This window comes from Stenotrophomonas sp. FBCC-B152 (assembly GCF_059134105.1).
The window spans coordinates 2,246,663-2,259,357 of the sequence record NZ_CP101442.1 but is presented as its reverse complement, the minus strand read 5'-3'; the positions used below and the strand labels follow the sequence as shown (position 1 = coordinate 2,259,357).

Here is a 12,695-nt window from a genome sequence, read left to right as displayed (position 1 = left end):
CCCGCGCTCGGGTGGCCGTGATGGGCCGCAGCGCCTAAAATTCACAGCCCTTCCAGGATGCCTGTCGCATGAGTCCCAGCCCCGCCCAACGTGCCGAGATCCTGCGCCGCCAGATCGACGAGGCCGGCAAGGCTTACTACGACCGCGATGAGCAGCTGATTCCCGACGCCGAGTACGACCGCCTGGTGCGCGAGCTGGAAGCGCTGGAACAGGCCCACCCGGAGCTGGTGAATGCCGATTCGCCGACCCAGCGGGTGGGTGGCAAGGCGGCCTCGCGCTTTGCCGAGGTGCGCCACGCGGTGCCGATGCTGTCGCTGGGCAATGCCTTCAGCGATGAGGAAGTGCAGGATTTCGTGCGCCGCATCGCCGAGCGCCTGCGCCGCGATGTCGTGCGTTTCTCAGCCGAACCCAAGCTCGACGGCCTGGCCATCAGCCTGCGTTACGAAGACGGCCGGTTCGTGCAGGGTGCCACCCGTGGCGACGGCACCACCGGTGAGGACGTCAGCGCCAACCTGCGCCAGATCAAGGTGATCCCGCACACGCTGCAGGGCAGTGGCTGGCCGCAGGTGCTGGAAGTGCGCGGCGAGGTCTACATGGCCCGCGCCGATTTCGAGGCCTACAACGCGGATGCGCGCCTCCACGAAGGCAAGGTGCTGGCCAACCCGCGCAATGCCGCCGCCGGTTCGCTGCGCCAGCTCGACCCGAAGATGAGCGCGCGGCGCAAGCTGAGCTTCTACGCCTACGGCATCGGCGACGTGCAGGGCGGTGAACTGCCGCCGACCCATTCGGCCACGCTGGCCCAGCTCAAGGAGTGGGGCTTCCCGGTCAGCGAGCTGTGCCAGGTGGTGGAGGGCAGCGAGGGCCTGCTGGCCTATTACCGTGACATCGGCGAACGCCGCGACGGACTGGCCTTCGACATCGATGGCGTGGTCTACAAGCTCGACGACCGTGCCGGCCAGGAGGTGATGGGCTTCGTGTCGCGCGCCCCGCGCTGGGCCATCGCGCACAAGTTCCCGGCGCAGGAGCAGACCACCACGGTGGAAGCGATCGAAATCCAGATCGGGCGTACCGGCGCGGCCACGCCCGTCGCGCGCCTGCATCCGGTCGCGGTGGCCGGGGTGATCGTCTCCAACGCCACCCTGCACAATGCCGACCAGATCGAGCGGCTGGACGTGCGCGTGGGCGATACGGTGATCGTGCGCCGCGCCGGCGATGTGATTCCGGAAGTGGTCAGCGTCATCGCCGACCGCCGCCCGGCGGGCACCTCGCCGTGGCGCATGCCCACCCAGTGCCCGGTATGTGGCGCGGAGATCGTGCGCGAGGAAGGCGCGGCCGCCTGGCGCTGCTCCGGCGAGCTGAGCTGCCCGGCGCAGCGCAAGGAAGCCATCGCGCACTTCGCCTCGCGCCGCGCGATGGATATCGACGGGCTGGGCGGCAAGTACATTGAAACCCTGGTCGATGCCGGGATCGTGCGCGGCGTGGCCGACCTGTACCGGATCACCCGCGACCAGTTGCTGCAGCTGAAGCTGGTGCTGGACGCCGAATCGCCGCAGGCATTGGCCAACCAGATCGGCCTGCACCTGCCGCCCGAAGGCAGTGGCCAGTACCTGCGCGACGTGTTGGCACTGGATGCCACCGACGACAGCTGGCGCGCCCGCGCCCTCGCACTGGAAGCGACCTTCAGCTGGAACACGAAGAAGATCGCCACCAAGTGGGCCGACAATCTCATCGCCGCGATCGACGCCAGCCGCACCACCACGCTGGAACGGCTGCTGTTCGCGCTGGGCATCGAGCACGTGGGCGAAAGCACCGCCAAGGCGCTGGCCACCTGGTTCGGTGACCTGGAGCTGATCCGCCACCTGCCGTGGCCGCTGTTCAAGCGCGTGCCGGATATCGGCGGTGAAGTAGCACGGTCGCTGGGCCACTTCTTCGAACAGCCGGGCAACCAGGAGGCGATTGACGCGTTGCTGCAGGTCGGGCAGGTACGCATCAGCGACGCCCACCCGCCCAGCGCCAAGCTGCGCGACGGGTTGGACTTCGCGCAGTTGCTGGTCGAGGCCGAAATTCCCGGGATCACCCGCCTGCGCGCGGAAAAGCTGGCGGCCATGCTGCCCGATGCCGCCAGCGTGCTGGATGCCGAACCTGTGCAGCTGGTCGCCGCCGGCCTGCCCAATGAGGTGGCGCTGGGCGTGGCCGACTGGCTCGACCGCGAAGGGCATGGGCCGATGCTGCTCAAGGCCGATGCGTACCGGCGTACCTTGCTGGAGCGCGCTCCGGAGGCGACCGGCCAAAGCGAAGGGCCGCTTGAAGGCCAGACCGTGGTGTTGACCGGCACGCTCGCCCAGATGACCCGCGACGAGGCCAAGGAGCGCCTGGAAGCGCTTGGCGCCAAGGTCGCCGGCAGCGTCTCGAAGAAGACCTCGTTCGTCGTCGCCGGCACCGAGGCAGGCTCCAAACTCACCAAGGCCACCGAACTGGGCATCGATGTCTGGGACGAAGACCGCCTGGTCGCGTTCCTGGCGGCCAACTGAAAACGGATTGAATCCCCATGCAGACCTCCCCCCTCGACTTCCGCCTCGCCACCGTCGCCGACACCGAACTGGTGGTCGGCCTGATGCGCGAGTTCTACGCCGAAGACCACCTGGACTTCGACGAAGCGCGCGTGCGCCGCGCGCTGGCCGCACTGCTGGAAGATCCGCGCAACGGCGAAGTGCTGCTGTGGCTGTCCGAAACCGGTGAAGTGGTGGGCCACGCCGCGCTGGCCATGGGCTTCAGCCTGGAGCAGGGCGGTCACTTCGCGCTGCTGGATGAGCTGTACCTCAGCCATGCCGCACGCGGCCGTGGCCGCGGCAAGCAGGCGCTGGCCATCCTGGAACAGCGCGCCAACGCGCGCGGGGTGGAGCGCATGCGGCTGGAGGTGAACCACCACAACGAACTGGCGCGCCGGTTGTACCTGGCCACCGGCTATGTCGATGACACCCGCAGCCTGCTCACCCTGCAGCTGGCCGACCGCCTGCGGGACGCACGCGCGTGATCGCCGCGCTGCGCCAGCGTGCGGCGTTGAACGCGCTGATCCGCGCGTTCTTTGCCGAGCGCGACGTGCTGGAAGTCGAAACACCGATCCTCTCCGAGGCCGGCAACACCGAACCCAACATCGACAGTTTCCACACCCGTTTCAGTGGCCACGTCGACGCGGGCAGCGCGCAGCGGTGGCTGCGCACCTCACCCGAGTACCCGCTCAAGCGGTTGCTGGCGGCGGGCGTGGGCGACTGCTACGAACTGGGCCGGGTGTTCCGCAATGGCGAAGCGGGGGGCCGCCACAACCCTGAGTTCACCATGCTCGAGTGGTACCGGGTGGGCTGGGAGCACCACCGCCTGATCGACGAAACCGTGGCACTGGTACGCGCGGCGCTGGCGCAGGTCGGGCGCGAAGCGACACTGCAGGTGCTCGACTATCGCAGCCTTTACCAGGCGCACGTGGGGCTGGATCCGTTCGAGGCCAGCCTGGAGCAGCTGCAGGCGCCGCTGGCCGGGGTTTGCATCGACGCCGACGGCCTGACCCGCGACGACTGGCTGGACCTGTTGATGACCCACTGCATCCAGCCGCATTTCGGTGATGACCAGATGACGGTGGTGCACGACTGGCCGGCCAGCCAGGCCGCACTGGCGCGGGTGCGGCCGGGCACGCCGCCGCTGGCCGAACGCTTCGAGCTCTACCTGGGCGCGGTCGAGCTGGCCAACGGCTATCACGAGCTGAACGATGCCGATGAACAGCGCGCCCGCTTCGTGCGTGACCACGCGGTGCGGCAGGCACGCGGCGCCATGCTGCCGCCGCTGGACCAGCGCCTGCTCGATGCATTGCCCGCGCTGCCCGATTGCGCCGGCGTGGCGGTTGGCGTGGATCGCCTGTTGATGGCGATGAATCGCACCGCCCGGATTGCCGATGTGCTCGCGTTCGATTTCGCCCACGCCTGATTGCAGTGAAGTCGCCATGAAAGTGCCTTGCGCGGGTCGCGTGATGATGCTCTGATCACACCCGATGTCGGATGGTGGCGACGTAATCGTTCAGTGGCGGCGGGTATGGAGTTGATGAATCGGGTGGAAGCTGCTGCACCAACGCCGTCTGCGTCGATGTGGCGCCTGCCGGCGTTGGGGCTGGTGCTGTTTGCTTCCTGTCTGCCGCTGTCGGCGTGGGCCGAGACCGGCTATGCCGGGCAGGTGGTGCGCTGCCAGTCGCGCGACATGGAGTGGGTGCATTGCGACATGCCGGTCGCCAACGGCGTCGACCTCATCCGCCAGCTGTCCGACAACAACTGCATCCGCGGTTCGGAGTGGGGCACCGACCGCACCGGCGTCTGGGTGACGCTGGGGTGCCGGGCCGAGTTCCGCAGCCGTGGCGCGCCCGGTGCCAGCACCGGTGGCGAACGCAAGGTGCGCCGGGTGCTGCGCTGCGAATCCAATGGCCGCCCGCAGAGCTGCCCGGTGATCCTGCAGGGCGCGCCGGTGCGCCTGCTGCGTCAGCTGTCGGCGATGCCGTGCCGGGAAGGCCACAGCTGGGGGGTCAAGCGCAACGAAGTGTGGACCAGCCGTGGCTGCCAGGGCGATTTCGAGGTGGGTGCCGCCGACGGCAGTGGTTTCCTCGATGTGCCGCGCGCCCTGGTCTGCGAATCCAAGTCGCGCCAGCGTCGCTTCTGCGGGGCCGGCATCAGCAAGGGCGCCACCCTGTCCAAACAGCTGTCCGGCAGCCCCTGCGAGGAAGGCCGCGACTGGGGCTGGGACGCCCGCGGGGTGTGGGTCGACAACGGCTGCCGCGCCGAATTCCATGTGAATTGAGCGCCCGTTACAATGACGGGATGAACGCATCCCCCGACATCGATTACGCCCGCTACGACCACATCCGTCCGATCCTGTGGACCGGTGATTCCCTGCAGCTGCTCGACCAGCGCAAGCTGCCGTTCGTGGTGGAACACGTGGAATGCCGTGACAGCGACGCGGTGGCCGAGGCCATCCACGCCCTGACCGTGCGCGGCGCGCCGGCCATCGGCATTGCCGCTGCCTGGGGCGTGGTGCTGGCGGCGCAGCAGGTGCAGGCCGACGATGGCGCGCAGGCGCTGGCCAAGCTGGAACCGGCGCTGCAGCGCCTGAACGCTTCACGCCCGACCGCGGTCAACCTGGCCTGGGCGCTGGCGCGCATGCGCCGCGCCGTGGCGCCGGCCGGTGCCGATTGGGCGCAGGTGCTGGCCCGCGAAGCGCAGGCCATCGCCGAGGAAGACCTGGCCGCCAACCGCCACATGGGCGCGCTGGGCGCCGGCCTGATCGACGCCGGCAGCGGCGTGCTGACCCATTGCAACACCGGCTCGCTGGCCACCGCCGGCTTCGGTACCGCACTGGGCGTGATCCGCGCGGGCATGGCCCAGCACCGCATCGGCCGGGTGTTCGCCGGCGAGACCCGGCCGTGGCTGCAGGGCGCGCGCCTGACCGTGTGGGAGCTGCAGCAGGACGGCATCGACGCCACCCTGATCGCCGATTCGGCCGCTTCGCACCTGATGAAGACCGGGGCGGTGCAGTGGGTGATCGTCGGCGCGGACCGCATCTGCGCCAACGGCGATACCGCCAACAAGATCGGCACCTACCAGCTGGCCATCGCCGCCCGCCACCACGGAGTGAAGTTCATGGTGGTGGCGCCGTCCTCCACGGTGGACATGGACACCGCCGACGGCGACCAGATCGACATCGAGCAGCGCGACCCGGGCGAGCTGTACGGCGTGGGCGGTACCCGCACCGTGGCCGAGGGCATTGCCGCCTGGAATCCGGTGTTCGACGTCACCCCGGGCGAGCTGATCGATGCCATCGTGACCGAGAAGGGCGTGATCCTCAGCCCGACGGTCGCCAACATGAAGGCTGCCTTCGGTTGATCCACCCGGGGTAGGTACCGACCGTTGGTCGGTACGCCGCCGGCGTGTGCCTAACTACCCCGTAAGTATCTGATTCTCGCCGGTAAAAGCCCTGTAAAAACGGGATATCAGGCCCCCGTTGTGGTAGACTCCGTCAGTTAATCGAGATTCCGACGCCGCCGCCCCGCAAGGGCCGGCGCGACGGACTGGACCGCTACCAGACAACGGAACCCGAATGGCAGAAAACGCCAAGGAAATCATCCAGGTCAACCTGGAAGACGAGATGCGCAAGAGCTACCTCGATTACGCCATGAGCGTGATCGTGGGGCGCGCCCTCCCGGATGCGCGCGATGGCCTCAAGCCGGTGCATCGCCGCGTGCTGTACGCGATGAACGAGCTGAACGCGCACAGCAACAAGCCCTACTACAAGTCGGCGCGTATCGTCGGTGACGTCATCGGCAAGTACCACCCGCATGGCGACCAGTCGGTGTACGACACCCTGGTGCGCATGGCGCAGCCGTTCTCGCTGCGCTACATGCTGGTCGATGGCCAGGGTAACTTCGGTTCGGTCGACGGCGACTCCGCCGCGGCGATGCGTTACACCGAAGCCCGCATGTCGCGGCTCACCCATGAGCTGATGGCGGACATCGACAAGGAAACCGTCGATTTCCAGCCCAACTACGACGAAAAGGAACTGGAGCCGACGGTCATGCCGACCCGGTTCCCGAACCTGCTGGTCAACGGTTCGGCCGGTATCGCGGTGGGCATGGCGACCAACATCCCGCCGCACAACCTGACCGAGGCGATCAACGCCTGCATCGCGCTGATCGAGAACCCCGAGATCGACGTTGACGGCCTGATGGAGTACATCCCGGGCCCGGATTTCCCCACCGCCGGCATCATCAACGGTACCGCCGGCATCGTCGCCGGCTACCGCACCGGTCGTGGCCGGGTGCGCATCCGCGCCAAGGCCGATATCGAAGTGGCCGACAACGGCCGTGAATCGATCATCGTCACCGAGATCCCGTACCAGGTGAACAAGGCCCGGTTGATCGAGAAGATCGCCGAGCTGGTCAAGGAAAAGAAGCTCGAAGGCATCAGCGAGCTGCGCGATGAGTCCGACAAGGACGGCATGCGCATCTACATCGAGATCAAGCGCGGCGAGTCGGCGGAAGTTGTGTTGAACAACCTCTACCAGCAGACCCAGATGGAATCGGTGTTCGGCATCAACATGGTGGCGCTGGTCGATGGCCGCCCGCAGTTGATGAACCTCAAGCAGATGCTCGAGGCCTTCGTGCGCCACCGCCGCGAAGTGGTCACCCGCCGCACCGTATTCGAGCTGCGCAAGGCGCGCGCCCGTGCCCACGTGCTGGAAGGCCTGACCGTCGCGCTGGCCAACATCGACGAGATGATCGAACTGATCAAGACCTCGCCCAATCCCAATGAAGCCCGCGAGCGCATGCTCGCGCGCCTGTGGGAACCGGGCCTGGTCGGTTCGATGCTGGGTGCGGCCGGCGCGGAAACCTCGCGTCCGGAAGACCTGCCCAAGGGCGTGGGCCTGATCGAGGGCGGCTACCAGCTGACCGAGATCCAGGCCACCCAGATCCTGGAAATGCGCCTGCACCGCCTGACGGGGCTGGAGCAGGACCGCCTGACCGAAGAGTACAAGCAGCTGCTGGAAACCATCGCCGGGTTGATCCACATCCTGGAAGATCCGGACCGCCTGCTGCAGGTCATCCGCGAAGAGCTGGTCAACGTGCGCACCGAGTTCGGCGACGAACGCCGCACCGAGATCCGCCACAGCGAAGAAGACCTGGACATCCTGGACCTGATCGCGCCGGAAGACGTGGTGGTCACCGTATCGCACGCCGGCTACGTCAAGCGCCAGCCGGTCAGTGCCTACCGCGCCCAGCGTCGCGGCGGCCGTGGCCGCAGCGCGGCGTCGACCAAGGAAGAGGATTTCATCGAACAGCTGTGGCTGGTCAACACGCACGACACGCTGCTGACCTTCACCAGCTCGGGCAAGGTGTTCTGGCTGCCGGTGCACCAGCTGCCCGAAGCCGGTTCGAATGCGCGCGGGCGCCCGATCATCAACTGGATTCCGCTCGAATCCGGTGAGCGGGTGCAGGCCGTGCTGCCGGTACGCGAGTACGCCGAAGGCCAGTTCGTGTTCTTCGCTACCCGCAACGGCACCGTCAAGAAGACCCCGCTCAGCGAATTTGCGTTCCGCCTGGCGCGCGGCAAGATCGCGATCAACCTCGACGAGGGTGACGCGCTGGTCGGCGTGGGCCTGACCGACGGCGACCGCGACATCCTGCTGTTCGCCTCCAACGGCAAGACCGTGCGCTTCGGCGAAGACCGGGTCCGTTCGATGGGCCGTACCGCCACCGGCGTACGCGGCATCAAGATGGCCAAGGGCGAGGAAGTGGTCAGCCTGATCGTGGCCGAGCGTGCCGGCGGCAGCGAGGACGAGAACGACGACGACGTGCAGGTGGAAGAGACCACGGTCGAGAACGGCGACGCCGTGATCGAGGGTGGCGACGACGACAGCATGCTGTACATCCTGACCGCGACCGAGAATGGCTACGGCAAGCGCACCCCGCTGCCGGATTACCCGCGCAAGGGCCGTGGTACCCAGGGCGTGATCGGCATCCAGACCACCGAGCGCAACGGCAAGCTGGTCAGCGCGGTGCTGATGGGCTCGCGCGACGAGGTCCTGCTGATCTCCGACGGCGGCACCCTGGTGCGTACCCGCGGCTCGGAAATCTCGCGCGTGGGCCGCAACACCCAGGGCGTGACCCTGATCCGCCTGTCCAAGGACGAGAAGCTGCAGGCGGTGGAGCGGATGGATGCGTCCATCGACGATGTCGAGGACGAAGTCGATTCGGCGGCAACGCCGGTCGAGGTCGCCCCCGCAACGGCGGCGGGCGACGACAGCCCGCAGGGTTGATCGACATCGCAAGGTAGAACGAACAACGCCGGCCCAGTGCCGGCGTTGTTCGTTTCGGGCCCGCGTGCAAAAAACGCGCGGCATTCACGCCGCTACTGGCATAAGCGGAGAAACCGGCCAGCGGGGAGGCCGGCACAGGGTTCTGCCGTCCCGGGGAGATACCGATGTCCGCTGCACCGTCGTCCGAGTCGATCATGGAGGCGCCCGCGCGCCATCCACTCATCACCGTGCTTGCCATCCTGCTGCTGCTGCTCGGTCTGGTGCTGGGTGGCCTGGGCATCTGGCTGGTGCAGCTTGGTGGCTCCTGGTACTACGCGCTGGCCGGGCTGGGGCTGCTGGTATCCAGCGTGCTGCTGTGGGGCAACCGGCGCAGCGGCGCGTGGGTCTACCTGCTGGTGTTTGTCGGCACCTTCGGCTGGACGTGGTGGGAATCGGGCAGTGACTACTGGCGCTGGGTGCCGCGCCTGGGCGTGATCACCGCGCTGGGCTTCCTGCTCGCGCTGCTGCTGCCGACCCTGCGCACGCCGGTGCCGCGGCGCGTCTCCCGCACCCTGGCCGGGGTGCTGGGCCTGGTGTTCGCGGTGGCATTCACCCTGGCCTTCGTCCCGCACGGGGCGGTGGCGGGTGCGCAGGCGTTCCCGGTTGATGCCACCGGTACCGGGCTTGCCCCGACCCGTGACGCCAGTCCGCAGCCCGCCGACCAGCCCGCCCCGGGTGACTGGACCGCCTGGGGCCGCAGCAACGCCGGCACGCGCTATTCACCGTTGCAGCAGATCACCCCGGCCAATGTCGGCGAGCTTGAACTGGCCTGGCAGTTCCGCACCGGCGACCTGCCGAAGAAGCGCTGGGGCGCCGAGACCACCCCGCTCAAGGTGGGCGACAGCCTGTACCTGTGCACCGCGCGCAACCAGCTCATCGCGCTGGACGCGGCCACCGGCAAGGAACGCTGGCGCTTCAATCCGAAGGTGAAGGACGCTTCCATTCCCTACACGGCTGCGTGCCGCGGGGTGGCCTACTACGAAGTGCCCGGCGTGCCGCAGGTGGACCCGGTGCTGGCCGACGTCGCCGCCGACCTGGCGCTGCCCGAACCACCGCCCAGCATGGGCAACCGGCCGCTCGCCGCGGGCAACCGTGCGCAGTGCGCGGCGCGCATCATCGAAGGCACCCTGGACGGGCGCCTGATCGCCGTCGATGCCGCTACCGGGCGACCGTGCCCGGGCTTCGGCAACAACGGCCAGGTCGACATCACCCTGGGCATGGGCGAGGTTCCGCCGGGTTATGTGTCCATCACCTCGCCACCGGCCATCGTGCGCGGGGTGATCATCACCGGCCACCAGGTGCTGGACGGGCAGCGCCGCGATGCCCCGTCCGGGGTGATCCAGGCGTATGACGCCGAGACGGGGAAGCTGCGCTGGGCGTGGGACATGGACGCGCCCGACCGCAGCGGGCTGCCGCCGCAGGGCCAGACCTACACCCGCGGCACGCCGAACATGTGGACCACCGCCACCGGCGATGAGCAGCTGGGGCTGGTGTACCTGCCGATGGGCAATTCGGCGGGCGACTACTGGAGCGGCTCGCGCACTGAAAACCAGAACCGCTACGCCACCTCGCTGGTGGCGCTGGACGTGGCCACCGGCAAACCGGTGTGGAACTTCCAGGCCGTGCGCAAGGATGTCTGGGATTACGACCTGGGTTCGCAGGCCACGCTGATCGATTACCCGACCGCCGCCGGCAAGGTGCCGGCGATCCTGCTGCCGACCAAGCAGGGCGACCTGTACGTGCTGGACCGGCGCACCGGTGAACTGCTGACGCCGGCGGAAGAGCGCGCGGTACCCGGCGGCGGGGTCGAACCCGAGCAACGTGCGCCGACCCAGCGGTTCTCGCTGTACCACACGCTGCGCAAGCCCGACCTGACCGAGCGCGACATGTGGGGCATCACCCCGATCGACCAGCTGGTGTGCCGCATCCAGTTCCGCAAGGCCAGTTACCAGGGCTTCTACACGCCGCCCACGTCAGACCGTCATTCCATCGAATACCCGGGCTACAACGGCGGGTCGGACTGGGGCAGCGTCGCGGTGGATCCGCGCCACGGCGTGATCGTGGCCAACTACAACGACATGCCCAACTACAACCGGCTGGTGCCGCGCGCCGAAGCGGACCGCAAGGGCTGGGTGCCGCGCGAGCAGGTGCGTGCCGACCGTGGCGGCGCCGAAGGGGCAGGGGACCCGCAGACCGGCACCCCGTACGCCATCGACGTCAACGCCGGCTGGCGCCTGCCGTTCACCAAGCTGCTGTGCAAGCAGCCGCCCTACGGTGGCATCCGCGCCATCGACCTGCGCTCGGGCCAGCTGCTCTGGGACCGTCCGTTCGGCAGCGCGCGCGGCAACGGGCCGTTCGGCATCCGCTCCGGCCTGCCGATCGAGATCGGCACCCCGAACAACGGCGGCTCAGCACTCACCGCCAGCGGCCTGATCTTCATCGCCGCGGCCACCGACGACCTGCTGCGCGCCATCGACCTGAAGACCGGCAAGGAGCTGTGGCACGCCAAGCTGCCGGCCGGTGGCCAGGCCAACCCGATGGTCTACGAATACGACGGCCGCCAATACGTGGTGATCATGGCCGGCGGCCACCATTTCATGGAAACCCCGGCCGGCGATTACGTGATGGCGTATGCGTTGCCGAAACCCCCGGCAGCGCCCCACTGATCACACCACCCGCACCATCTTCCGCATCAGGTGTTCCACCACGCCGTCGGGATCGACGGTGCGGCCTACATGCGTGCTCGACATCTGCACCACCGAACTGCGCTTGGCGGTGAGGAAATGGAAGCGCGCGCGCGCCGGCAGCTGCGCGATGGGGCCTGCGGTGGCATCGCCCCTGCAGATCGCCACGATCGCATCCAGCCACGGCTGCAGCGCTTCAAGGTCCAGCGACGGCGCGAACGCCTGCATCCGCGCCGGGTCGATCTCGATTGCCGCCTGCAGGTGCCGGGCACCCGGGCAGGACACGATCACCCCAACGTTGATGAACTCTTCGCGTTCCACCCGCGGTACCACGCGGATGACCGCATAGTCATACGTGTGCAGCGTGGGCACGGATGGCCTCCTGTACGAACGCGGCGCGCGCCTGCAGGCGGCGCTTGAGGTAATCGACATACGCCTGGCGGTATGCCACCGGGTTGTCGAACGCGGGTTCGTCCACCAGCCAGCTGTCCGGCACCAGCGCGACGATGCGTTCGATCTCCGCATCCGGCAGCCGCGCCGCCAGCTCGGCGTCCACCTCGGCAATCGTCGAGGCGAACGGCAACAGCACCTGGTCGCGGATCAGCACGAACGGCTTCTCGCAGGCTTCGCCCGCAGTGGCCCAATCGTGGTGGAAATACATCGCCGCACCGTGGTCGATCAGGTACAGCTTGCGGTGCCACACCATCAGGTTCGGGTTGCGCGCGGTGCGGTCCACATTGCTGGTGAAGGCGTCGAACCACACGATCCGCGAGGCGAGGTCGGCATCCACCGGCATCGCCGCCACGTCGTAGTTGAGCGCGCCGGGCAGGTAATCGCTGCCCAGGTTCAGGCCCTCGCTGGCGCGGATCAGCTCCTGGATTTCCGGATCCGGCTCGGTGCGCGCGAACTCGCGGTCAAGCTCGACGAACACGATCTCCGGAATCGGCAGGCCCAGCGTGCGTGCGATCTCGCCGGCAACCAGCTCGGCGATCAGCGCCTTCGGGCCCTGGCCGGCGCCACGGAACTTGAGCACGACCATGCCATCGTCGTCGGTCTCGACCACGGCGGGCAGCGAACCGCCCTCGCGGAGCGGGGTGATGTATCGGAGCGCGTGGACGGTACGCAAGG

General features: G+C 68.1%; 9 protein-coding genes. 7 read left to right on the top strand and 2 right to left on the bottom strand.

From position 1 onward, the window contains the following. Positions 1 to 68 precede the first annotated feature (68 nt). The 7 genes from ligA (at position 69) to NMB40_RS10535 (ending at position 11,549) form a co-directional block, all read left to right on the top strand. Complete coding sequence (ligA, locus tag NMB40_RS10565; protein ID WP_494361000.1) at positions 69 to 2,531, top strand: NAD-dependent DNA ligase LigA; 2,463 nt, start codon at positions 69 to 71, stop codon at positions 2,529 to 2,531. Positions 2,532 to 2,548: 17 nt separating this feature from the next. Further along, positions 2,549 to 3,034, top strand: a complete 486-nt coding sequence (locus NMB40_RS10560; RefSeq protein WP_282247062.1) for a GNAT family N-acetyltransferase — start codon at positions 2,549 to 2,551, stop codon at positions 3,032 to 3,034. After that, positions 3,031 to 3,975 carry an EF-P lysine aminoacylase EpmA gene (gene epmA, locus NMB40_RS10555; RefSeq protein WP_494360999.1) on the top strand — a complete coding sequence of 315 codons (945 nt, stop codon included), beginning with the start codon at positions 3,031 to 3,033 and terminating at the stop codon, positions 3,973 to 3,975. Before NMB40_RS10560 ends, epmA begins: the two co-directional genes overlap by 4 nt. 156 nt (positions 3,976 to 4,131) lie before the next feature. Further along, the gene (locus NMB40_RS10550) at positions 4,132 to 4,833 is read left to right on the top strand and encodes a DUF3011 domain-containing protein (protein WP_494361067.1); all 702 of its coding nucleotides are present in this window, start codon (positions 4,132 to 4,134) and stop codon (positions 4,831 to 4,833) included. A gap of 20 nt (positions 4,834 to 4,853) precedes the next feature. Then, entirely contained in the window at positions 4,854 to 5,915 is a 1,062-nt protein-coding gene (mtnA, locus tag NMB40_RS10545; RefSeq protein ID WP_494360998.1) for an S-methyl-5-thioribose-1-phosphate isomerase, read from the top strand. A 214-nt stretch (positions 5,916 to 6,129) separates the two neighbouring features. Further along, on the top strand, positions 6,130 to 8,844 hold the full coding sequence (gene gyrA, locus NMB40_RS10540) for a DNA gyrase subunit A (protein ID WP_494360997.1): 2,715 nt from the start codon (positions 6,130 to 6,132) through the stop codon (positions 8,842 to 8,844). 164 nt (positions 8,845 to 9,008) lie between these two features. Continuing rightward, positions 9,009 to 11,549: a membrane-bound PQQ-dependent dehydrogenase, glucose/quinate/shikimate family gene (locus NMB40_RS10535; RefSeq protein WP_494360996.1), complete on the top strand. Its 2,541-nt coding sequence runs from the start codon at positions 9,009 to 9,011 to the stop codon at positions 11,547 to 11,549. Here the strand turns inward: NMB40_RS10535 and NMB40_RS10530 are convergent, their stop codons facing one another. After that, positions 11,550 to 11,939, bottom strand: a complete 390-nt coding sequence (locus tag NMB40_RS10530; RefSeq protein ID WP_494360995.1) for a DUF3037 domain-containing protein — start codon at positions 11,937 to 11,939, stop codon at positions 11,550 to 11,552. Then, positions 11,917 to 12,693: a HipA family kinase gene (locus NMB40_RS10525; protein WP_494360994.1), complete on the bottom strand. Its 777-nt coding sequence runs from the start codon at positions 12,691 to 12,693 to the stop codon at positions 11,917 to 11,919. The genes NMB40_RS10530 and NMB40_RS10525 overlap by 23 nt, the downstream gene beginning before the upstream one ends. Positions 12,694 to 12,695 lie beyond the last annotated feature (2 nt).

Excerpts from the sequence above, each read along its gene's own strand:
- ligA (WP_494361000.1), top strand. The coding sequence starts at position 69 with ATGAGTCCCAGCCCCGCCCAACGTGCCGAGATCCTGCGCCGCCAGATC.
- NMB40_RS10560 (WP_282247062.1), top strand. The coding sequence starts at position 2,549 with ATGCAGACCTCCCCCCTCGACTTCCGCCTCGCCACCGTCGCCGACACC.
- NMB40_RS10550 (WP_494361067.1), top strand. The coding sequence starts at position 4,132 with ATGTGGCGCCTGCCGGCGTTGGGGCTGGTGCTGTTTGCTTCCTGTCTG.
- mtnA (WP_494360998.1), top strand. The coding sequence starts at position 4,854 with ATGAACGCATCCCCCGACATCGATTACGCCCGCTACGACCACATCCGT.
- gyrA (WP_494360997.1), top strand. The coding sequence starts at position 6,130 with ATGGCAGAAAACGCCAAGGAAATCATCCAGGTCAACCTGGAAGACGAG.
- NMB40_RS10535 (WP_494360996.1), top strand. The coding sequence starts at position 9,009 with ATGTCCGCTGCACCGTCGTCCGAGTCGATCATGGAGGCGCCCGCGCGC.